Below are 22,128 nucleotides of genomic sequence, written 5' to 3'. Positions count from 1 at the left end.
GAATGAACGACAGGTTACTGGCTGAAAGGCTCGCCATTCATGACCGGCTTTGCCAGTTCCAAACCACCTTCGATTTGCTGGACTGGCAGCGCATGGAGGGCTGCCTGTGGGAGCAATTGCACGTTGATTATTCAAGTTTCAGGGACGAACCGCCGGGGCTCATCACGCGTGAGGCCTACATCGCCCTGCGCCAAGCAGCCCTGAGCGAGCTTAAGATGCAGCATAATTTCTCCAATCTCCTGGTCAGCGTCAGCGGGGATAACGCCAGTGCGCAGTGCAACTACCAGATTTATCGCTTCCGTACCGCAAACTGCCAGGGCGAGACGGATTTTTTCCACTCTTACGGCCGTTACTTCTTTGACCTGGCCAAGCGCAGGGGCGAATGGCGAATCTGCCGAATCCGCCAAGAGCTGATTGCCAATCACGGAACACCCAGCCTGCACCGCGCAGTCCTGGCCAAAAAAGACTGACCCTGAGGCGATATGGATATACGACAGATCCTCACTTTTTCCCTGATCGCCTGGCTGTCCATTGCCAGCCCCGGCCCTGCGGTCGTGCTGGCGATAAAAAACAGCCTGCGGCAAGGTCCGGGGGCCGTGCTGTACGGCGCATTGGGCAATATCTGCGGGCTGTTTTTTCTGTCGCTGGCGGCCATGCTCGGGGTGGGTTTGCTGCTCAAGACTAACCCATGGGTATTCACTGCCTTGAAAACCTTAGGGGCGCTGTACCTGTTCTACCTGGGCGTGCAGCAATTGATCGCAAAAAAGAAACTGTTTGGAGCGCAGGCAGAAAGCCCTGCCGCGGCGCGGTCGTTTGGCGCGCTGTTCAAGGAGTCATTCCTGCTCTCCATCAGCAACCCCAAACCCATCTTGTTTTTCACCGCACTGTTTCCGCAGTTCATCAAGCCCACCTCATCCTTGAGCATGCAGTTTGTGGTGTTGACGGGGATCTTCATGCTGCTGTCGCTGCTGACGCTGCAAGGTTACGGCTTGGCTTCGCGCAAGATGGTCAGGCTGCTGAGCCAGCCGCGAATCGCGACCCTGGCGAGCCGGGTGATTGGGCTGTGCTTTATCGGTTTCGGCGTACTGCTGCTGACCTATAGCCTGCCGTAACGACGCGACCCGGCATTCGTGATGCCGGGCCAGCTAAGGGGTCAGACCATTTCGTTGCGAATCCACTCCACCACCGACGTACGCTTCGGCGCCCAGCCCAGCAACTCACGGGCATGCTTGCCGCGTACGCGGCTGTTGGAGCCCAGGCCATAGTTGGCCATTTCATAGCCCCACTCGGCTTCAGCCTCGGCCAGTGGCCAATCCTGCGGCTTGCCCAGCTTCAGCGCTTCGGCGATGGCGGTGGTCATGTCGAAAAACGCCGCTTCACCGCTTTCCACAAAGTAGAAGGTGCCCGGCACATTCTTCTCAAGCGCCAGCAGGTACAGCGCCACCACGTCTTCGATGTGCACGTTGGACCAGATGTTCTGCCCGGTGCCCACATGGCGCACCACGCCACTTTTGCGCGCCTGCTTGAGCAGTCGCGGCAATTGCACGCTGTCACGCTTCACGCCCAGGCTGTGGCCGTAAATCAGGGTGTTGCAGATCACCGCCGAATTCACGCCGTCTTTGGCCGCCGCCAGAATCAGGTTGTCGATGGCCACACGTGCAGCCTTGTCGACGGTCGGCGCCGGCAGCGTGTCCTCGAAATAGATGACATCGCTGGCCTTACCGCCCGAAGCATCGCCAACGATGCTCGAACCGCTGGTGTGCAGGAAGGGCTTGTTCGAACCTTTCAAGGCGGCCAGCAAGGTTTCCACGGCAGCGCGATGGTCGCTGCTGGCGGCGTTGATGACCGCATCGGCCTTCGAGGCCTGCTCGGTCAGCATGCCAGCGTCATCCAGGGTGCCAATCACGGGGGTGATGCCCAGGGCGGTCATCTCAGCGGCTTGTTCGGCGCTGCGTACCAGGCCGGTAACGGTGTGGCCAGCCTTGACCAGGCCGGTGGCGATGGAACCGCCGATAAAACCTGCTGCGCCGGTTACGAATACGTTCATGGAGTGTTCTCCTGACTGGGTAAGTGATGGGTCCATTGTTACGGACCCGTCCCTGTCGAATAAGACCTTGTTGCCCAATTCAATCTTGCGCACAGGTCACGAATCAGCAGGCATACCGCGCCAGCTTGGTCTGAATGAAGTCCAGGAAGCACTGGATGCGCAACGCCAACTGCGAGTTGCGGTAGAACACCGCATGAATCGGCTGTCGATAGCCACTGTTGAACGCCTCCAGCACCGGCACCAGGCGTCCAGCGTTGATGTCTTCGACGGTCATGAAGTTCGACAGGCAACAAATGCCCTGCCCTTCCAGTGCCAACTGGCGCAGGGTCTCGCCACTGGAGGCGGCGACACTCGGCTGGATCAGCCAACGGTCGCCCTCAACATGGCGTAGCGGCCAATGATTAAGGGTTTCGGTCTGGGTAAAACCCAGCAACGTATGGTCCGCCAACTCGGCCACCGTGGTCGGCGTGCCGAACTGCTTGAGGTAGTCGGGGCTGGCAAGAATATGCAGCGGCGTGCAGCCCAGTGAGCGCGCGTGCAGCGTGGAATCGGCCAGGGCGCCGATACGGATGGCAATGTCGGTGCTCTGTTCCAGCAGGTCGATGATCAAGTCATCGCTGTTCAGCTCCAGCTGGATTTCCGGGTAGAGGCTGCGAAATTCGGCGATGTAAGGCACGATCCCGTGCAGCATGAAGGGCACGGCGGCATTGATGCGCAGCCGCCCGGCCGGGTTTTTCTGGCGTGACGACAGGCGCTCTTCCAGATCATCCATCTGCGCCAGGATCACCTTGGCCTGCTCGAAGAAGTACTTACCCTCTTCGGTCAGGTCCATGCGCCGCGTGGTGCGGTTGATCAGCGTGGTGTCGAGCTTGGCTTCCAGGCGCGACAGGGTGCGGCTGACCGCCGACGGCGTCTGCCCAACCTGCTCCGCCGCGGCGGAAATCGAACCGCACTCAATCACGCTGACGAAGATCTGTAACTCATCGGATCGGGCTTTCACAGGCTGTCCTTCTTGATCGGTGGGTAGCAGCTTACACCGACAGGTTAAACACCTGCGCCAGATGCTGCTCGTAGCGCGCCACATCCGCCTCGATGGCTGGGCGTTTCATCACGTCCACGCACAGAAAGGTCGGCAGGCCGGTCATGCCGAGGAACTCGTTGGCTTTGTGGAACGGGAAGTACACCGCGTCCACGCCCTTGGCTTCGAAGAAATCGGTCGGGTCGTCGAAGGCTTGCTGCGGCGCGTTCCAGGTCAGCGACAACATGTACTGCTTGCCCTGGATCAGGCCGCCGCTGCCGTACTTTTGTGACGAGTCGGAACGGGTGCGGCCATCGCTAGCGTAGAGGCTGCCGTGGCCTTCGGTGAAGACTTCGTCGATGTACTTTTTGACGATCCACGGCGCGCCCATCCACCAGCCGGGCATCTGGTAAATGATCACATCGGCCCAGAGGAATTTGGCCACTTCTTCGGCCACGTCGTAGCCTTCGTCGATGTGGGTGACTTTGACGTCGATCCCGCCGCGGTCCAGCACCGCCACGGCGGCTTCATGCAGGGTTGCGTTATAGCGGCCGTCGGAATGGGCGAATTTCTTGCCGCCGTTGAGCAGGAGTACTTTTTTCATGGGAGCGAATCCAAAGGGTTAGAAATGTCTGCCGGCAGGCTATCGACATTCAACCCTCGGAATAAGCGGCGGTGCGGCAAAATACATTTGATCAAAACGCACGAATAACGCCGTACTCTTGCTTCAACCACTGATCAGCAAATGGCCGCCCAGCAGCGCCATGCCGATAAAAAATACCCGTTTGAACAGCACCGCACTGATGCGCTGACGCAGTGCCTGGCCCAACCACATGCCCAACAGCGCAGGCAGCAGGGCCAGTATGGAGGCATTCATTTCGCCGCCGCCGAGGGTGCCACGCCATGCCAGCCCCGCCGCCAGCGCCAACGTGGAAACGGTGAACGACAGCCCCAGCGCCTGCACCAACTGATCACGGTTCAAGCCCAAGGCTTGCAGATACGGCACGGCGGGAATCACGAACACGCCGGTGGCCGAGGTGATGATGCCGGTGATCAGCCCGCACAGAGGTCCCAGCCAGCGCTCGGTGTGAGGCTGCACCTTGAACGTGGGCAGGAACAACCCACTCAACGCATACACCAGCAACGCGCCACCCAACGCGCGAACGACCCAATGGCCGCCGTCCATGCCCAGCCACAGCGTGCCGAGCCCGGTGCCGAGGAAAATCAGCAGCAGCATCGGCCACAGGCGTTTGAGCAACGCGCTCAAGTGGCCGCCGAATACCAGTTGCCACAGGTTGGTGACCGTCGACGGAATAATCAGCAATGCTGCAGCCTGCGCCGGAAGCATAGCCAGGCCGAGCATGCCCATGGCCACGGTAGGCAGGCCCAGGCCGATGACGCCTTTGACGGTGCCCGCTAGCAGGAAAGTGCCGATGACCAATAGGGTCAGGGCGGGGCCGAGGTTTTGGTAGAACGCCATGAAAGTAGTCATGCCAGGATTGTGGTGTATTTCGATGAGGTCGCAAATTCGCCATATACTGAGGCAGCCTCTTGTTTTTTGTGAGGCTGAAGGCCTCTTCGCGAGCAAGCCCGCTCCCACCTTTGGAATGCGTTTCAACTGTGGGAGCGGGCTTGCTCGCGAAGGCGCCAGCCCAGTCACCGAAGAGCTTCAGCCATGCACTTTGACCTGATCGACCTGCGCCTCTACCTGCACATTCTCGACACCGGCAACATCACCGCCGGCGCGGCGCGCAGCCATTTATCCCTGGCTGCCGCCAGTGCGCGCATCCGTGCGATGGAAGCGTCGTTGGGCATCGAATTTCTTGAGCGCGGCCGCCGTGGCGTCACACCGACGCCAGCGGGCAAAGCGCTGGCCCGCCACGCGCGCTTGCTGCTGCAACAAGCCGAACACCTGCAACAAGACCTCGCCGAATACGCCAATGGCGTCAAAGGCCAGGTGCGCCTGCTGTGCAACACCACCGCCCTGAGTGAATACCTGCCCGAATTGCTTGCCGATTTTCTGCGCGAACACCCCAATCTCGATATCGACCTGCAAGAACTGCCGAGCCTGCGCATCACCCAAGCCCTGCGTCAGGGCACCGCGGATTTGGGCATCATTTCCGACGCAGTGGACACCCACGGCCTGCAAACCCTGCCCTTTCGCGACGACCCGCTGGTACTGATCATGCCCCTCGACCATCCGCTGACGACGGCGAGTTTCATCGACAGCCTGCAATACGACTACGTCGGCCTGGCCGCCAACAGCGCGCTGGCGGTGTATTTGGAGGAACAGGCGCTGCACGCCGGCTTTCGCCTGCAAACCCGTATCCGCGCCGATGGTTTTGATGGGTTGATTCGCATGGTCGCGGGCGGCGCTGGCCTGGGCATCGTGCCCCAAGCGGCACTGGAGCGCTGGCCGCTGCAGCGCCGCTTCAAAGCCCAACCGCTGCACGAAGAGTGGGCCCGCCGCACGCTGCTGTTATGCGCGCGCTCCTTCGAACAATTGCCCGGTTACGCCAAGGCTTTGTTCGATGCCCTCGCCCTGCCCTTGCGGAAAAACCCGTAATACACCGCCGACAGCATCAGCAGGAACGGCACGCCAAACACCAGCGTCATCTTGAACGCCTCGGTGAAATACGTGGTGATCATCACCGCCCCCATCAGCACCAGGCCCAACAGCGTGCTGTAGGGAAACAGGCGCAGTTGGAACGACAGCTTCGCCCCGCCATGGCGCTTGCGGTAGCGGCGGAAAAACAGGTGCGTGAGGAAGATCATGAACCAAGTGAAGATCGCGCCAAACATTGAGATCGCCATCATCAGTGTGAACGAGCTTTGCGGGTACACCACGTTCAGCAAGGTCGCCAGGGCAATGCCGGAACTGGACAGCAGCAAGGCGTTCAGCGGAATGCCACTCTTGCTCAGGGCACCCATCGACCTGGGCGCAAAGCCTGCCCGCGACAAGCTGAACATCATGCGCGTGGTGATGTAGAGCTGGCTGTTCATCGCCGACAGCGCGGCGATCAGAATCACAAAATTCATCACCCCGGTGGCGCCGGGAATGCCGATGGTCTGCATCACCGTGACGAACGGGCTCTGGGTCTGACCGGCCTGGTTCCACGGCACGATGGCCAGCATCAGCGCCAGGGTCAGCAGGTAGAACACCACCAGCCGCACGATGGTCGCGCGAAAGGCTTTCTTCACTGCCTGTTCCGGGTCGGCGGCTTCACCGGCGGCCACCGCGATCATCTCCACGCTCAGGTAACTGAAGATCGACACGATCACCGCGATCCACATGCCGCTCAAGCCATGCGGGAAAAAGCCGTCGTGGGCGGTGTAGTTCTGCACGCCGTACTGCGGGTTGCCGGAGCCGAACACCACGTACACCGCCAGGATGATGAAGCCGACGATGGCGCTGATCTTGATCGTCGAAAACCAGTATTCGAAATTGCCGAAGGTCTTCACGCTGATGGCATTGAGCAGGATCAGCACACTGGAAAACGACACAATCCACACCCACTCCGGCACGTTGGCGAACCAGTACTTCATGTACATCGCCACCGCCGTGACCTCGGCGCCCACCGCCAGCACAATCGCCGCCCAGTAGGCGTAACGCACCAGAAACCCGGCCAGCGGGCTGATATAAAACTCAGCGTACGCGCCGAATGAGCCCGAGGTGGAATGCGCCACCGTCATTTCCCCCAGGCAGCCCATCAACAGCAAGGTGATCAGCGCGCCGATAGCGTAGCTCACCAGCACGCTGGGCCCGGCATAGCCGATCGCATAGGCGCTGCCCATGAACAGTCCGGTGCCGATGGCGCCACCGATGGCGATCATGCTCATCTGGCCGGAAGTGAGCTGGCGCCTCAGGCCCAGTTCGCGATGGGTGATCTCTGCAAAACCGTTGTCGGGTGTGGTCACGTGGTGTGCCCCTTTATTATTGTGATTGCACAGTTTGGATATAGACGCAGATCCACTGTGGGAGCGGGCTTGCTCGCGAATGCGCAGTGCCAGTCACTACACGTGCTGGCTGATCCACCGCTTTCGCGAGCAAGCCCGCTCCCACATTTTTAATCGGCGTGAATCAGGTGACGCTGTTGCGAACCTTGAACTGCGGCTGGTCCCAGGTGCCGTTATCGAGGATTTCGCCGAGGATCTCCACGGCATCCCATACCTCGGTGAAGCTTGTGTACAACGGCGTAAAACCAAAACGCATGATGCGCGGCTCGCGGTAATCACCAATCACGCCCCGGGCGATCAGCGCCTGGATCACCGCGTAACCTTCAGGGTGCTCGAAGCTCACATGGCTGCCGCGCCTGGCGTGCTCGCGCGGGGTAATCAACACCAGGCCGTGGGCGGCGCAGCGGGCTTCGACCAGCGCGATAAACAGGTCGGTCAACGCCAGGGATTTAGTCCGCAGGCTGGCCATGTCGGTCTGGGCAAAAATCTCCAGGCCGCATTCGACCATGGCCAGCGAAGTGATCGGCTGCGTGCCGCACAGATAGCGCGCAATGCCGGCGCTCGGCGCGTATTGAGCTTCCATCGCAAACTGCCGGGTATGCCCGAACCAGCCCGACAACGGCTGGCGCACCAGATCCACCAGCGCTGGATTGACCCACACAAACGCTTGGGAACCCGGCCCGCCATTGAGGTATTTGTAGGTGCAGCCAATCGCATAATCGGCCCGCGCCTTGTGCAGGTCGATGGGCACCGCGCCCGCCGAATGCGCCAGGTCCCAAATGCTCAGCGCGCCACATTCGTGGCTCAAGGCGGTGAGCGCCTGCATGTCGTACATGTAGCCGGTTTTGTAGTTGACGTGGGTGAGCATCACCACCGCCACGTCCTGGTCGATAGCCTGCGGCAGTTCATCGGGGCTGTTCACCAGTCGCAACGAATAACCCTGCTGCAGCAACTCGGCCAGGCCTTCGGCGATGTACAGGTCGGTGGGAAAGTTGCTCGCCTCGCTGACGATCACCTTACGGCCCGGCTGGCGTTGGCGCTGCACGCTCAACGCGGCGCTGAGGACCTTGAACAGGTTGATGGAGGTGGTATCGGTGATCACCACTTCGCCGTCGCGCGCGCCAATCAAGGGCGCCAGGCGGTTGCCCAGGCGCTGGGACAGATCTGCCCAGCCGGCGCTGTTCCAGCTGCGAATCAAGCCATTGCCCCACTCTTGGGCGATCACCTGCTGCGCCCGCGCCAACGCCGCCACCGGCCGCGCGCCGAGGGAGTTGCCGTCGAGGTAGATCACGCCCTCAGGCAAGGCGAACTGACGACGCAGTGGCGCCAACGGGTCCTGAGCGTCGAGGGCTTGGCAGTGGCTTCGGGTGGTCATGGGCTGTCCTGGTTTTTATAGTGAAGATGCAGCAAATAATGAACGAAGCTTTAGAGAATTTTCGTGCAAAGTGGTGGGTAACAGGCTAATTAAGCTGTAGGAAATTCGAATTTAACCCCAAAACACGCGGATTTATTCTAAGCATGATTCTCGACGCCACCGACCTGCGCCTCCTGCATTTTCTGCAACAGGATGGCCGCATCAGCAACCAGGAACTGGCCGAAAAAGTCGCCCTGTCGCCCTCCGCCTGCCTGCGCCGTTTGCGCCTGCTGGAGAGCGAGGGAATCATCAGCGGCTACCGCGCGGTGCTGAATGCCGAGCAGCTGGGAATCGAGCTGGAAGCCATCGTGCACCTGTCCTTGCGCCAGGACGTGGAGGATTGGCACGAGACGTTCATCAAAAAGGTGCAAGGCTGGCCGGAGGTGGCCAGCGCGTACGTGATTACCGGCGCGAGCAATTATGTGCTGCGGGTGCAGGCGCGGAATTTGAAGCACTTTTCGGACTTTATTGTGAACCACCTGAACCGCACGGCAGGGGTGATGGATATTCGCTCGGAGATTGTGTTGCAGAAGATCAAGGATCGGGATGAAGTGTTGGGCTTGGTCCTGCGCAAATAGCCGCAACGCCTCCATTCAAATGTGGGAGCTGGCTTGCCTGCGATGCAGACACCTCGGTGCAACAGTTACACCGAGTTGATGCCATCGCAGGCAAGCCAGCTCCCACATTTTTTAACCGTGTTTAGTCTTCGAGGGCGCGCACGCGTTGCATGCGTTTTTGCTCTACCGGCGCATCAGCCCGTTGCAGCTCAAAGTCAAAATCAATCTGCGCAAAGCGCCCTTGCACCCCAAATTCCCGCGCCAGTTGTTGATCGTCACTGAAGCGAATCTCAGCAATCAATTCATCGCGTGTCGCATAGGCAAAGTCATCGTGCAGGTACGGGTCGTCCGACAGGTTGATCTGCGTGGTCAAATGCCGATGCCCCGGCGCCGAGATAAAGAAGTGAATGTGCGCCGGCCGCTGCCCATGGCGACCCAGTTGGTCGAGCAGCTGCTGAGTCGGCCCGGTCGGCGGGCAGCCGTAGCCGGATGGCACGATGCTGCGAAAACGGTAGTTGCCCTGGGCATCGGTCTCGATGCGCCGGCGCAGGTTGAACTCCGACTGCGTCGGGTCAAACCACGAATAGGTGCCACCGGTATTGGCCTGCCACACATCCACAATGGCACCCGCCAATGGCTTGCCGTCGGTGCCGCGCACTTGCCCGCGCATAAACAGCGGCACCGCGTCGTCCTTGCCATCGTCCAACCGCGCCTCGTATTGGCTCAGCGGCGCCCCGGCCACATACAGCGGGCCTTCGATGGTGCGCGGCGTGCCGCCGGATTTGCCGGCTTCTTCGTCGGCGGCGTCCATCAGCAAATCCAGGTAATGCTCCAGGCCCAAGCCGGCAGCGAGTAAACCGGCTTCCTGATGTTTGCCCAGCTCGTTGAGGTAGTTGACCGCCTTCCAGAACTCTTGCGGGGTCACTTCCAGGTCTTCGATGATGTTCACCGTGTCGCGCAGGATCCGGTAAATCAGCGCCTTGGCGCGCGGGTTGCCAGCGTCATTGTGGTTGCCGCTGGCTTCTTCGAGAAACGCTTGGGCGTGGGCAGTCTGGGAAAGTCGGATGGACATGGTGCAATCCTCATCTTGTCATTATTGGGTGCAAAACAGGCTCAGCGGTCGTCCTCATGGATCGACGAAGGGTGGCGGCACAAGGCATTCACTTCGATGGCCATGTAAGGAAAAAGCGGCAGCTGCATCAGCAGGTCGTGCAGCTCTTGCACACTGCCGACGTCGAACACGCTGTAGTTGGCGTAATGCCCGGCGATGCGCCACAGGTGGCGCCATTTGCCCTCTTGCTGCAGGCGCTGCGCCAGGGCTTTTTCTTCGGCTTTCAGGCCAGCCGCGCGCTCAGGGTTCATGTCCAGGGGCAGGTTCACGGTCATTTTTACGTGGAACAACATGGCAGGCGCCTCTTAGTGGTTGTCACGACGGAAGAACGCCAGACGCTCTTCATCGATAGCCAGGCCAAGGCCCGGTGCAGTGGAAACATGCAGCGCAAAATCGCGGTACACCGGCGGCTCGGTGAGGATGTCTTCGGTAAGCAGCAGCGGGCCGAACAGTTCGGTGTCCCACGCCAGCTTGTTCAAGGTCAGGAAGGCATGCGCCGAGGCCAGGGTGCCGATGCCGCCTTCAAGCATGGTGCCGCCGTACAGGCCAATACCGGCGGCTTCGGCGATGGCGGCGGTGCGCAACACGGCGCGCGGGCCGCCGTTCTTGGCGATCTTCAGCGCGAACACCGAGGCTGCGCCTTCGCGGGCCAGGTTGAAGGCATCCTCCACGCACTCGATGGACTCGTCGGCCATGATCGGCACCGGGCTCGATAGATTCAGCCGAGCCATGCCGCTGCGGTTGTTGCGCGAAATCGGTTGTTCGATCAGGTCGATGCCGTTGTCGCCGAGCACCTTGCACGCACGCAGGGCCACGGCTTCGTCCCACGCCTGGTTGACGTCAACGCGCACACTGGCGCGCTCGCCCAGGGCTTTTTTGATCGCGATCACGTGGGCCAGGTCGCGGCCAACCTCACCGGCGCCGATCTTCAATTTGAAGATGCGGTGACGGCGCAGGTCGAGCATCTTTTCCGCTTCGGCAATGTCTTTTTCGGTGTTGCCGCTGGCCAGGGTCCAGGCCACCGGCAAGGCATCCCGCACCCGCCCACCGAGCAGCTCGCTGACGGGCAAGTCAAGCCGTTTGCCCAGCGCATCGAGCAACGCGCTTTCGATGCCGGACTTGGCAAAGGTGTTGCCACGAATGCTGCGCTCCAGGCGCAACATCGCCGCATTGATATTGCTCGCGTCCTGGCCAATCAACAGCGGCGCGAAATGGCGGTCGATGTTGACCTTGATGCTGTCAGGGCTTTCGTTGCCGTAGCTCAGGCCGCCGATGGTGGTGGCCTCACCGATGCCCTCGATGCCGTCGGCGCAGCGCAGGCGGATGATCACCAGCGTCTGGTTTTGCATCGTGTGCATGGCCAGCTTGTGCGGGCGCAGGGTGGGGAGGTCGACGATGACCGTTTCAATCGACTCGATGGCGCAAATCGGCATGGCTATACCCGTGGGGTTCTTTATAGGTTTGAGCCGATTCTGTGCCCTATTTTTCGCGGCTTCCAATATAGAATGGGTCTCGCACAATACCCTCAAGGTATGAAAGGAGCCGCCATGGAACTGCGTCATCTGCGCTATTTCCAGGTGCTGGGTGAAACGCTGAACTTCACCCGCGCCGCCGAACGCCTGCACATCGCCCAGCCGCCGCTGAGTCGGCAGATCCAGCAATTGGAAGACGAACTGGGGGTAATTCTGCTCGAGCGTGGCCGACCGCTGCGGCTGACCGCAGCCGGGCGGTTTTTCTATGAACACGCCAATGTGCTGCTCGAGCAACTGGGCAAGGTGTGCGACACCACGCGCCGCATTGGCCAGGGCGAAAAGACCTGGCTGGGCATTGGCTTTGCACCGTCGACCTTGTATGGCGTGCTGCCAGAGTTGATTCGGCGGCTGCGCAACCACGCGGTGCTGGAGCTGGAATTGGGTTTGTCGGAGATGACCACCTTGCAGCAGGTCGAAGCGCTGAAAGCCGGCCGCATTGACGTGGGCTTCGGGCGCATTCGCATCGACGACCCGGCCATCGTCCAGCGTGTGCTGGTGGAGGATCGACTGGTCGCCGTACTGCCCGCCGGCCATCCGCTGCTGGGTGCGCCCGCGACCCTCGCCCAATTGGCCGCCGAGCCATTTGTGCTTTACCCCGGCAACCCGCGCCCCAGCTATGCCGACCATGTGATTGCGCTGTTCGACGCCCACGGGCTGAGCCTCAAGGTGGCGCAGTGGACCAACGAATTGCAGACCGCCATCGGCCTGGTCGGTGCTGGCATGGGCGTGACGCTGGTGCCGGCCTCGGTGCAGGTGCTGCACCGCGCGGATATCGGCTACACGCCGATTGTGGAAACCACCGCGACCTCGCCGATCATTCTCAGCCGGCGGGTGAATGACCAGTCGCCGGGGCTCAGTCATTGTTTGCAGTTGGTGGAAGAGTTGATCTGAGAGCGCCCGCACACCACAAATCCCCTGTGGGAGCGGGCTTGCTCGCGAATGCGGTAGGTCAGCCGGCACATGCATTGACTGACACACCGTATTCGCGAGCAAGCCCGCTCCCACCGTTTGATCTTCATAAGGTTTACAGACTGCGCAGGCGCTTGCGCTGCAGGGTCTGGCTAGGCGATTCATCAAACAGCTTGCGGTACTCCGCCGAAAACCGCCCTAAATGGGTAAAGCCCCAACCCAGGGCAATCTCGGAAATGGTCCGAGTAGAGCCCTGCTCAAGGATTTCCTGGCGCACAGCGCCCAGCCGGTACTTCTTCAAGTACGCCATGGGCGACAGCGCAAAGTACTTGCGAAAGGCATCAAACAGCTTGAACCGCGACACGCCCGCAGCCGCTTCCAGGTCTTCCAGATGCACCGCTTCGCGGGCGTTGTCGTGGATGTACTGCCGGGCACGAATCAGGTAATGCGGCAGCTTCACGCCCAGCACGTCGCGCAGCTCTTCTGAATAGTTATTCGGCTGGGCAAGGATCAAGCCTTTGATCAACGAGCTTTCCAAGTCACGCGTAAACGCCGCCTGCTCATACAACTCGCTGCTGCGCTCAAGCTCGGCAATGAAATACCGCGCCATGCGCCACCACGACGCTGAAGCCCCCTCCACCGCGTCCATCACCGACTCAAAGCGCAGCGGTGCCTCAATTGGCCGTTGCAGCAAACCTTCCAGGGATTCACTCATCGCCGCGCGGGTGATCACCACCTGCAACTTGCGGCAATCGCCGGAGATTGCCAGCACCTGATGCTCGTTGGGCGACAGGATCACGCCCTGGTCGCGATTGGAACTCAGCCGCTCGCCGTTCTTGCTCAATTCCTGCTCGCCCACCAATGGCAGGCTCAGGCTGTAGCTGCTGAAGTGCTCGGCGTCTTCGATGCCGATGGTCACGTCCGTGCCGTACTCGATCACGCCCAAGGTGGTAGCGCGGGACTTGAACACATTGGCGCTGTGGTGAAAGCGCAGGCGCTCGGGCGTCGACGTCGCCAGGCGGTGCGGCCCACAAATGCCGGACATCCAGCTGCAGGCGCCTTCGAGGTCGAAGCGTTGAATATGGATTTCGCGTGTATGGCTACTCATCAGGGTGCACCCACGGCGGTTAGGCGGTTGCGCGCTCTGGCGGCGCGTCGTTGACAATCGACAGCAAGTTCTACGCCACGCGCGCCGTAATGCAACGGGGTGGATAGCAACGATCGACTATGTGGATAAGCCGCAGGTTTTTGCGACTTTCCCTTGGTATGACAGTAGCGCATCGCGTCACCTCGCTGCACCGAACTGGGTATTTGCTGCCCAATGACGCGCGCCAACTATGCGGCCCAACTATATGGCCCATCTCTGCCCATTAAGCGGATAGCCCGCACCCTGCCGCGCTGCCTCTAATGAACCACCGATTAGCCCCTATCAAAAAAAGGTGCCTCCCATGAGTGGTGCAAAAAACGTCGAGCAGTGGAAAACGTTTATCGAAAGCTGCCTGGATTTTCGCCCGGCGGACGCCGTGTTCCGCATCGCCCGGGACATGTTCACCGAGCCGGAACTGTTCGACCTGGAGATGGAACTGATCTTCGAAAAAAACTGGATCTACGCCTGCCACGAAAGCGAACTGGCCCATAACCACGACTTCGTGACGATGCGCGCCGGGCGCCAGCCGATGATCATCACCCGCGATGGCGAGGGCCAACTGAATGCGCTGATCAACGCCTGCCAGCATCGCGGCACCACGCTGACGCGCGTCGGCAAAGGCAATCAATCCACCTTTACTTGCCCGTTCCATGCCTGGTGCTACAAGAGCGATGGCCGGCTGGTGAAGGTCAAGGCGCCGGGGGAATACCCGGAAGGCTTCGACAAAGCCACGCGCGGCCTGAAGAAAGCCCGCATCGAAAGCTACAAGGGCTTTGTGTTTATCAGCCTGGACGTGAATGGCAGCGACAGCCTGGAGGACTTCCTCGGCGACGCCAAAGTGTTCTTCGACATGATGGTCGCGCAGTCCGCTACCGGTGAGCTGGAAGTGCTGCCGGGCAAATCCGCCTACACCTACGACGGCAACTGGAAACTGCAGAACGAAAACGGCCTGGACGGTTATCACGTCAGCACCGTGCACTACAACTACGTGGCCACGGTGCAGCATCGTCAGCAGGTGAACACCGAAAACGGCAGCGGCTGTGCCAGCACGCTGGACTACAGCAAGCTCGGCGCGGGCGATGCGAACACCGATGACGGCTGGTTCGCCTTCAACAACGGCCACAGCCTGTTGTTCAGCGACATGCCCAACCCGAGCGTGCGCTCCGGTTACGCCACCATCATGCCCCGCCTGGTGGAAGAACACGGGCAGCAAAAGGCCGAGTGGATGATGCACCGCCTGCGCAACCTGAACATCTACCCGAGCCTGTTCTTCCTCGACCAGATCAGCTCGCAGCTGCGGATTATTCGCCCGGTGGCGTGGAACAAGACCGAAATTATCAGTCAGTGCCTGGGGGTGAAAAACGAGTCGGATGCAGATCGCGAAAACCGCATCCGCCAGTTCGAGGATTTCTTCAACGTGTCGGGCATGGGCACACCCGATGACCTGGTGGAATTTCGCGAAGCCCAGCGCGGTTTCCAGGGCCGCCTGGAACGCTGGAGCGATATCTCACGCGGCAGCCATCGCTGGGAGACCGGGCCTACGCCGAACAGCGAAGCCATCGGCATCCAACCGGCGATGACCGGCACCGAGTTCACCCACGAAGGCCTGTACGTCAACCAGCACCGCAACTGGCAGTACTTCCTGCTCAACGGCCTGGACCAACACGCGCTGAAGCTGCGGGAGGTGAAGTGATGAATGCGCAATTGCAGTACCAGATCGAGCAGTTTTTCTACCGTAAATCCGAGTTGTGCGACGCCCAGGACTGGGACGCTTATGTGCAGTTGTTCGACCCGCAGAGTGAGTTTCACCTGCCGCAATGGGACTCGGAACACGTCTACACCCGCGACCCCAAGCGCGAGATGTCGTTGATCTATTACGCCAACCGTTCGGGCCTGGAAGACCGCGTGTTCCGCCTGCGCACCGGCAAGGCGGCGTCGGCCACGCCAATGCCGCGCACTTTGCACCTGATCAATAACGTGCGGATTGCCGAGCAACCCGGCGGGCTGTTGGAAGTGAAGTTGAACTGGCACACGCTGTTCTATCGGCTGGCCATGTCGGAGCAGTTCTATGGCAGCGCCACCTACAGCCTGAAAGCCCACGGCGACAGCTGGCTGATCACCCGCAAGCACGCCCTGCTGCTCAACGACACCATCAATTCGGTGCTGGATTTTTATCACCTTTGACCATGCCTGGCGTGGCGACCGGGCCGGTTGTGGCGAGAAGGCTTGTCGTGGCGAGCGGGCTTGCCCCGCGTTGGGGCGCGAAGCGGCCCCTGGCCCAGCCACTGCGGTTTGACTGCACAAATGCGGTGACCTTATTGAGGCCGCTTCGCAGCCCAACGCGGGGCAAGTCCGCTCGCCACAACAGGCCGCTCGCCACAAAAGCTCACTCGTCAGCCATCCAATCAGATACGCGGAGTTATGCGGATGAATCACAAAGTGGCCTTCAGCTTTGCCGACGGCAAAACCCTGTTTTTCCCGGTGGGCGCCAACGAAATCCTGCTGGACGCGGCCTTGCGCAACGGCATCAAGATCCCGCTGGATTGCCGTGAAGGTGTGTGCGGCACCTGCCAGGGCCGTTGCGAGTCGGGCGACTACAGCCAGGATTATGTCGACGAGGAAGCGCTTTCCAGCCTCGACCTGCAGCAACGTAAAATGCTCAGCTGCCAGACGCGGGTTAAATCCGATGCAACGTTTTACTTCGATTTCGATTCGAGCCTGTGCAATGCGCCGGGGCCGGTGCAGGTGCGTGGATTGGTGAGTGCGGTGCAGTTGGTCTCGGCCAGCACGGCCATATTGCACGTGCAGTTGGAGGCGCCGCTGGACTTCCTGCCCGGCCAATACGCTCGCCTGTCGGTGCCCGGCACCGACAGCTGGCGCTCGTACTCCTTCGCCAACCGACCGGGTAACCTGCTGCAGTTTCTGGTGCGCCTGCTGCCCGATGGCGTCATGAGCAACTACCTGCGCGAGCGCTGCCAGGTCGGTGATGAAGTGTTGATGGAAGCACCGTTGGGCGCGTTTTACCTGCGGCATGTCACCCAACCGCTGGTGCTGGTGGCGGGCGGCACCGGGTTGTCGGCGTTGCTGGGCATGCTCGATGAGCTGGCGGCCAACGGTTGCGAGCAGCCGGTGCACCTGTACTACGGCGTACGGGGCGCCGAGGACTTGTGCGAAGCAACACGCATTGAAGCCTACGCGTCGAAAATCCCGGGGTTTCGATACACCCAAGTGCTGAGTGACCCATCGCCCGAGTGGCCCGGCAAGCGCGGTTACCTCACCGAGCATTTCGACCTGGCCGAATTGCGGGACCAATCGGCGGATATGTACGTGTGCGGCCCCCCTCCGATGGTCGAATCCATCCAACAATGGCTGCTGGATCAGGCACTTGTTGGCGTTCAGCTGTATTACGAAAAGTTTACGCAGAGTAATATCTGACCCCTCAGTACTTTTGAGGGGCGGGTGCGGCGTGCAATCAACCCTGAGAAAAACAAGTAGAAGGGAATGTTAATGGCGGATGACATGGTTAACCCGGTAGGCCTCAAGCGTGGCCTGAAGAACCGGCATATTCAGCTGATTGCCTTGGGAGGGGCGATTGGCACGGGGTTGTTCCTCGGCTCGGCCGGGGTGCTCAAGTCGGCGGGCCCGTCGATGATCCTGGGGTACGCGATTGCCGGTTTCATCGCGTTCCTGATCATGCGCCAGCTCGGCGAGATGATCGTCGAAGAGCCGGTGGCCGGCTCCTTCAGCCACTTCGCCCACAAATACTGGGGCGGCTACGCAGGCTTCCTGGCGGGCTGGAACTACTGGGTGCTCTACGTGCTGGTGGGCATGGCCGAACTGACCGCCGTGGGCAAGTACATCCAGTTCTGGTGGCCGGAAATTCCGACCTGGGTCAGCGCGCTGGTGTTCTTTGTGGCGGTCAACCTGATCAACACGCTGAACGTGAAGTTCTTCGGTGAAGCCGAATTCTGGTTCGCGATCATCAAGGTAGTCGCGATTGTCGGCATGATCGTGCTCGGCTGCTACCTGCTGTTCAGCGGCACCGGCGGCCCGCAAGCCGCGGTGAGCAACCTGTGGAGCCACGGCGGGTTCTTCCCCAATGGCGGCATGGGGCTGCTGATGTCGATGGCCTTTATCATGTTCTCGTTTGGTGGCCTGGAGCTGGTGGGCATCACCGCTGCCGAGGCCAGCGAGCCGCGCAAAGTGATCCCCAAAGCCATCAACCAGGTGGTCTACCGGATTCTGATTTTCTACGTCGGCGCACTGACCGTGCTGCTGTCGCTGTACCCGTGGGACCAACTGCTGCAAACCCTCGGCGCGTCGGGCGATCCCTACAGCGGTAGCCCGTTTGTGCAGATCTTCTCGCTGATCGGTAACGACACCGCCGCGCACATCCTCAACTTCGTGGTGCTGACCGCGGCGCTGTCGGTGTACAACAGCGGCGTGTACTGCAACAGCCGCATGCTGTTCGGCCTGGCCGAGCAAGGCGATGCGCCCAAAGCGCTGATGAAGCTGAACAAGCAAGGCGTGCCGCTGCGCGCCCTGGCGATTTCGGCACTGGTGACGATGCTGTGCGTGGTGGTCAACTACGTCGCGCCCAAGAGCGCCCTGGAGTTGTTGTTCGCACTGGTGGTTGCCTCGCTGATGATCAACTGGGCGCTGATCAGCATCACTCACATCAAGTTCCGCAAGGCCATGGGCGAGCAAGGCGTGACGCCGTCGTTCAAGACCTTCTGGTTCCCGTTCAGCAACTACCTGTGCCTGGCGTTCATGGCGATGATTGTCAGCGTGATGCTGGCGATCGATGGCATTCGTGAGTCGGTGTATGCGATGCCGGTTTGGGTGGGGATTATCTACATGGCCTACCGGATGCGGGTCAAAAAGGGTAGCGCTGTGGTGAATGCACATTGATCCCTGTGGGAGCCGGGCTTGCCCGCGATGGCGGTGAGTCAGACACCGGATGCGGTGGCTGACACGCTGCCATCGGGGGCAAGCCCCCTCCCACACTTGATTGGATTGCTCATGAAAAAGCCCCGGGATTCCGGGGCTTTTTTTATAGCGTGGAACGCACTCGCCACAATTCGGGGAACAGCACCGTGTCGAGCATCTTGCGCAAATACCCCACGCCCTCGGTGCCGCCCGTACCAGGTTGAAAGCCGATGATCCGCTCAACCGTGGTCACATGCCTGAAGCGCCACTGGCGGAACGAATCCTCCAGGTCGATAAACTTCTCGGCCAACTGATACAAATCCCAATACCGGTTCGGGTCGCGATACACCTCACGCCAGGCCGCTTCCACCGACTCATCGTGAACCGTGGCCGTTGTCGGGTCGCGCTCGGCGCGTTTGGGGTCAATCGCCAAACCGGCTTTCGCCATCAGGTTGACCGCCTCGTCATACAGCGACGGCGTGGCAATCGCCACTTTCAACTCGTTCAATAACTGCGGCCGGTGCGCGTGAGGCCGCAACAGCGCCGCGCTTTTATTGCCGAGGATAAATTCGATCTCACGGTACTGGAACGACTGAAACCCCGACGACTGCCCCAGGAACGGGCGAATGGCCTTGTATTCCGACGGCGTCATGGTGGCCAGCACCGCCCAGGCGTGCACCAGTTGATCGAAGATCCGCGACACCCGCGCCAGCATCTTGAACGCCGGCGGCAGCTCGCCCAGGCGCACGTGTTCGCGGGCAGCCTTGAGTTCGTGGAGCATCAGTTTCATCCACAGCTCGGACGTCTGGTGCTGGATGATAAAGAGCATTTCGTTGTGGTCGGGCGACAGCGGGTGCTGGGCGCTCAGGACCTTGCCCAGGTTCAGGTAGTCGCCGTAGCTCATGGACTCGGAAAAATTCAGCTCGGCGTTATGCCATTCTTCCGGGGGCTGGTAATCAGGTGAGAAGGGGCATTGGCTCATCGCGTGGGCTCCTTGAGCGGGCGGAGGATGGCGCGGACCGGGCTCGCGTCCAGGTTGGCAAAGCGCAGCGGCAGCGCGATCAATTCATAGTCGCCCTCCGGCACGTCATCAAGCACGATGCCTTCGAGAATCGCCATGCCATGGCGGGCCACGGCATTGTGCGAATCCATGGTCTTGGACTGTTGCGGGTCCAGGGACGGCGTGTCGATACCGATCAGGCGCACGCCCAGGCTGGCGAGCAGCTCGATGGTTTGCGGCGCAATGGCGGTGAAGTTCGAATCCCATTCGGTCAGGGGCGCTTGTGGATAAGTGCGCAGCAACACACGCTCGGGCAAGTTATCCACACGGCCTTCCAACTGATGCGGCTGCACCAGCGCGCCACTGCCCAGGCAATGCAACACCCGGCACGGGCCCATGTACACGTCCAGCGACACTTCGCCGATCGGCGCGCCGTCAGCGCTGTAATGCAGCGGGGCATCTACATGCGCGCCGGTGTGCGGCGAGAACGTCACGCGGCCCACATTCACCGGGCACTCGGGGCCAAACTGCCACACGCGCTCTTCCTGAAACGGCGTATCGCCCGGCCAGGTCGGGGTCGCCGTGCTCAAGGGCGGGCTGATATCCCACCACGTTTTTATTGGGTTCATTTCAAGGCTCTCACTCGTTCTGGGGTGAATGATACGAGGGCCGGCCGTGCATTTTCTTGCTAATTCCAGCGCCAGGCGGGAATTCTTTCGCAGTTACTGCGAGGAAATGCCGGATTGGCGCCCGAATATTTTTTCTGACCAAAGCCGCTCAAACACTGGAGATCCAATGTGGGAGCGGGCTTGCTCGCGAAGGCGGTGTGCCAGTCAAGACATGTGCGGGCTGAGCCACCGCTTTCGCGAGCAAGCCCGCTCCCACAGGGACTGCATGGGTGTCAGAGCAATCGCATTCGCCTGCGCTTCTGGGCATCCCGATGTCGAGTTCAGACCACTGACCCGATCGCCGACGCTATAGGGTTCCACTCTCGTCCCCCTGCCTCGGAGCCACCATGCCCAAGCCCATCACCGTACTGCGCGACACCCACCCACTGCCGGTCCTGGATGCCTGCAAATGGGAAAAACTCGAAGGCGACCCGCACACCGTCAACCTCAACGCCTACACCAGCGAAGACGGCAGCAAGATCATGGGTACCTGGATCTGCACACCGGGCAAGTGGTACGTGGAATACGTGAAGTGGGAGTACTGCCATTTCCAGGAAGGCTATTGCGTGATCACCCCGGAAGGCCTGGAGCCGATCCACCTGCGGGCTGGGGATATCTTTGTGGTGGAGCCGGGGATGAAGGGCACGTGGGAAGTGGTCGAGACGGTGCGTAAGTATTTTGTGTTTGCCTGAACAACCTAACTCGGACTACTTCCTTGTGGCGAGCGGGCTTGCCCGCGTTGGGCTGCGTAGCGGCCCCTGGTCCAGGCACCGCGGTTTGGCTGGGAAAATGCGTTGACTTTATTGGGGCTGCTGCGCAGCCCAACGCGGGGCAAGCCCGCTCGCCACAACAAGTCTGCCAGCCACAAAAAGCCCATTTGCCATACAAGCCCATTTGCCATAGAAAGCCTGCTTGCTACGGCAAGCGGGCTTGGCACTCTACTGGGGCTTGCGATAGCTATTGATGATCGCCGAGAAATCCTTACCGCCTTCCCCGCGCTGGCTCATCGATTGATACAACTGCTGGGCCACGGCGCCCAGAATCACCGGTTGCTTGGCCTGACGCGCAGCCTCGGTGGCCAGGCCCAGGTCCTTGAGCATCAGGTCGGCGCCGAAACCACCGGTGTAGCCTCGCGATGACGGCGCGGTCTCAATCACGCCCGGCCAGGGGTTGTAGGTGTCGGAACTCCAGCAGCGCCCGGTGGAGCTGTTGATAATGCCGGCCAGCACTTGGGTGTCGATGCCCAGCGCATCGCCCAAGGCCATGGCTTCGCTGACGCCGACCATGCTGATGCCGAGCAGCAGGTTGTTGCAGATCTTGGCGATCTGGCCGGTGCCGACGTCGCCGCAGTGCACGATGTTACGGCCCATCTGCGCCAGCACCGGGTGCAGGGTGGCGAACAGCTCCGGGGTGGCGCCGACCATAAAAGTCAGCGTCCCAGCCTGTGCGCCGCCGGTGCCACCGGAGACCGGCGCGTCAGCCACTGCAACACCTTGCTTGGCCGCCGCCGCAGAGACATCGCGGATGGTTTGTGGGTCGATGGTGCTGCAATCCACCGCGGGCACGCCCTTTCCAATTCCAGCAAGTACGCCGTCTTCATTCAGCCACACGCTGCGCACATGGGCGGCGGCCGGCAGCATGGAAATCACCAGCTCAGCGTCCTTCGAGGCATCGCGTGGTGAGTCGCTGATGGTGCCGCCCAGTTCGGCGAGTTCCTTGAGCACGGTCTGGTTCAGGTCGAACAGGTTCAGCGCGTGCCCGGCCTTGATCAGGTTGCGGGCCATGGGCGCGCCCATGTTGCCCAAGCCGATAAATGCAATCTTCATGGTCGTCTCCCGA

At 60.9% G+C, this 22,128-nt stretch carries 23 protein-coding genes; 10 read left to right on the top strand and 13 right to left on the bottom strand.

Features of this window, described 5'->3' with window-relative positions; genetic code table 11:
- Window positions 1-2: 2 nt before the first annotated feature.
- Window positions 3-470, top strand: coding sequence for a nuclear transport factor 2 family protein (locus AC19YS_RS00170; protein WP_448193771.1), 468 nt, complete (start codon window positions 3-5; stop codon window positions 468-470).
- A 12-nt stretch (window positions 471-482) separates the two neighbouring features.
- Window positions 483-1,112, top strand: a complete 630-nt coding sequence (locus AC19YS_RS00165; protein ID WP_169367606.1) for a LysE family translocator — start codon at window positions 483-485, stop codon at window positions 1,110-1,112.
- Between the two features lie 41 nt (window positions 1,113-1,153).
- Here the strand turns inward: AC19YS_RS00165 and AC19YS_RS00160 are convergent, their stop codons facing one another.
- The 4 genes from AC19YS_RS00160 to AC19YS_RS00145 all read right to left on the bottom strand — a co-directional run bounded on the left by AC19YS_RS00160 (window position 1,154) and on the right by AC19YS_RS00145 (window position 4,557).
- Entirely contained in the window at window positions 1,154-2,047 is an 894-nt protein-coding gene (locus tag AC19YS_RS00160) for an NAD-dependent epimerase/dehydratase family protein (protein WP_500600585.1), read from the bottom strand.
- A gap of 103 nt (window positions 2,048-2,150) precedes the next feature.
- On the bottom strand, window positions 2,151-3,047 hold the full coding sequence (locus AC19YS_RS00155) for a LysR substrate-binding domain-containing protein (protein ID WP_500600584.1): 897 nt from the start codon (window positions 3,045-3,047) through the stop codon (window positions 2,151-2,153).
- Between the two features lie 31 nt (window positions 3,048-3,078).
- Complete coding sequence (mdaB, locus tag AC19YS_RS00150) at window positions 3,079-3,669, bottom strand: NADPH:quinone oxidoreductase MdaB (protein ID WP_179609808.1); 591 nt, start codon at window positions 3,667-3,669, stop codon at window positions 3,079-3,081.
- Between the two features lie 123 nt (window positions 3,670-3,792).
- Window positions 3,793-4,557 (bottom strand): sulfite exporter TauE/SafE family protein, encoded by a 765-nt coding sequence (locus AC19YS_RS00145; protein WP_500600583.1) that lies wholly within the window; start codon window positions 4,555-4,557, stop codon window positions 3,793-3,795.
- Window positions 4,558-4,740: 183 nt separating this feature from the next.
- Between AC19YS_RS00145 and AC19YS_RS00140 the strand changes: the two genes are divergently transcribed.
- On the top strand, window positions 4,741-5,631 hold the full coding sequence (locus AC19YS_RS00140) for a LysR family transcriptional regulator (RefSeq protein WP_106578189.1): 891 nt from the start codon (window positions 4,741-4,743) through the stop codon (window positions 5,629-5,631).
- Here AC19YS_RS00140 and AC19YS_RS00135 read toward each other — a convergent pair.
- Entirely contained in the window at window positions 5,577-6,983 is a 1,407-nt protein-coding gene (locus AC19YS_RS00135; protein ID WP_500600580.1) for an amino acid permease, read from the bottom strand. The genes AC19YS_RS00140 and AC19YS_RS00135 overlap by 55 nt on opposite strands.
- A gap of 163 nt (window positions 6,984-7,146) precedes the next feature.
- Window positions 7,147-8,397 (bottom strand): kynureninase, encoded by a 1,251-nt coding sequence (kynU, locus tag AC19YS_RS00130; protein ID WP_500600579.1) that lies wholly within the window; start codon window positions 8,395-8,397, stop codon window positions 7,147-7,149.
- Between the two features lie 143 nt (window positions 8,398-8,540).
- Here kynU and AC19YS_RS00125 point away from each other — a divergent pair, with 143 nt between their 5' ends.
- Window positions 8,541-9,014 (top strand): Lrp/AsnC family transcriptional regulator, encoded by a 474-nt coding sequence (locus AC19YS_RS00125; protein ID WP_500600577.1) that lies wholly within the window; start codon window positions 8,541-8,543, stop codon window positions 9,012-9,014.
- 121 nt (window positions 9,015-9,135) lie between these two features.
- Here the strand turns inward: AC19YS_RS00125 and catA are convergent, their stop codons facing one another.
- Genes catA through AC19YS_RS00110 form a run of 3 tightly spaced genes read right to left on the bottom strand, consistent with a single transcriptional unit; the run spans window position 9,136 to window position 11,537 of the window.
- Window positions 9,136-10,065, bottom strand: a complete 930-nt coding sequence (gene catA / locus AC19YS_RS00120; RefSeq protein ID WP_124418461.1) for a catechol 1,2-dioxygenase — start codon at window positions 10,063-10,065, stop codon at window positions 9,136-9,138.
- A gap of 41 nt (window positions 10,066-10,106) precedes the next feature.
- Complete coding sequence (gene catC / locus AC19YS_RS00115) at window positions 10,107-10,397, bottom strand: muconolactone Delta-isomerase (RefSeq protein WP_106578185.1); 291 nt, start codon at window positions 10,395-10,397, stop codon at window positions 10,107-10,109.
- Window positions 10,398-10,409: 12 nt separating this feature from the next.
- Entirely contained in the window at window positions 10,410-11,537 is a 1,128-nt protein-coding gene (locus AC19YS_RS00110) for a muconate cycloisomerase family protein (protein ID WP_500600575.1), read from the bottom strand.
- 114 nt (window positions 11,538-11,651) lie between these two features.
- Here AC19YS_RS00110 and AC19YS_RS00105 point away from each other — a divergent pair, with 114 nt between their 5' ends.
- The gene (locus tag AC19YS_RS00105) at window positions 11,652-12,527 is read left to right on the top strand and encodes a LysR family transcriptional regulator (protein ID WP_119736683.1); all 876 of its coding nucleotides are present in this window, start codon (window positions 11,652-11,654) and stop codon (window positions 12,525-12,527) included.
- A 133-nt stretch (window positions 12,528-12,660) separates the two neighbouring features.
- On the opposite strand, the gene AC19YS_RS00100 is transcribed toward AC19YS_RS00105, so the two are convergent.
- Entirely contained in the window at window positions 12,661-13,653 is a 993-nt protein-coding gene (locus AC19YS_RS00100) for an AraC family transcriptional regulator (RefSeq protein WP_106578182.1), read from the bottom strand.
- A 340-nt stretch (window positions 13,654-13,993) separates the two neighbouring features.
- Here AC19YS_RS00100 and antA point away from each other — a divergent pair, with 340 nt between their 5' ends.
- The 4 genes from antA to AC19YS_RS00080 all read left to right on the top strand — a co-directional run bounded on the left by antA (window position 13,994) and on the right by AC19YS_RS00080 (window position 18,603).
- Entirely contained in the window at window positions 13,994-15,385 is a 1,392-nt protein-coding gene (gene antA / locus AC19YS_RS00095; protein WP_500600573.1) for an anthranilate 1,2-dioxygenase large subunit, read from the top strand.
- A complete protein-coding gene (gene antB / locus AC19YS_RS00090; RefSeq protein WP_124418464.1) occupies window positions 15,385-15,876 on the top strand; it encodes an anthranilate 1,2-dioxygenase small subunit in 492 nt (163 codons plus the stop codon). The genes antA and antB overlap by 1 nt, the downstream gene beginning before the upstream one ends.
- Window positions 15,877-16,119: 243 nt before the next feature.
- A complete protein-coding gene (antC, locus tag AC19YS_RS00085; protein WP_179609818.1) occupies window positions 16,120-17,127 on the top strand; it encodes an anthranilate 1,2-dioxygenase electron transfer component AntC in 1,008 nt (335 codons plus the stop codon).
- A 72-nt stretch (window positions 17,128-17,199) separates the two neighbouring features.
- Complete coding sequence (locus tag AC19YS_RS00080) at window positions 17,200-18,603, top strand: amino acid permease (protein WP_200623777.1); 1,404 nt, start codon at window positions 17,200-17,202, stop codon at window positions 18,601-18,603.
- Between the two features lie 142 nt (window positions 18,604-18,745).
- Here AC19YS_RS00080 and kynA read toward each other — a convergent pair whose 3' ends face one another.
- Both kynA and kynB read right to left on the bottom strand, forming a co-directional pair.
- Complete coding sequence (kynA, locus tag AC19YS_RS00075) at window positions 18,746-19,603, bottom strand: tryptophan 2,3-dioxygenase (protein WP_200623776.1); 858 nt, start codon at window positions 19,601-19,603, stop codon at window positions 18,746-18,748.
- Window positions 19,600-20,250 (bottom strand): arylformamidase, encoded by a 651-nt coding sequence (kynB, locus tag AC19YS_RS00070; RefSeq protein WP_106578176.1) that lies wholly within the window; start codon window positions 20,248-20,250, stop codon window positions 19,600-19,602. Before kynB ends, kynA begins: the two co-directional genes overlap by 4 nt.
- Window positions 20,251-20,636: 386 nt before the next feature.
- Between kynB and AC19YS_RS00065 the strand changes: the two genes are divergently transcribed.
- Window positions 20,637-20,981 (top strand): cupin domain-containing protein, encoded by a 345-nt coding sequence (locus AC19YS_RS00065; RefSeq protein WP_179609820.1) that lies wholly within the window; start codon window positions 20,637-20,639, stop codon window positions 20,979-20,981.
- A 246-nt stretch (window positions 20,982-21,227) separates the two neighbouring features.
- Here AC19YS_RS00065 and mmsB read toward each other — a convergent pair whose 3' ends face one another.
- Window positions 21,228-22,115 (bottom strand): 3-hydroxyisobutyrate dehydrogenase, encoded by an 888-nt coding sequence (mmsB, locus tag AC19YS_RS00060; RefSeq protein ID WP_500600570.1) that lies wholly within the window; start codon window positions 22,113-22,115, stop codon window positions 21,228-21,230.
- Window positions 22,116-22,128: the final 13 nt, after the last annotated feature.

This window comes from Pseudomonas sp. MF08831 (genome assembly GCF_059862645.1).
Note: the sequence above shows the minus strand (reverse complement) of the source record. Positions and strands in the feature narration are given on the sequence as shown.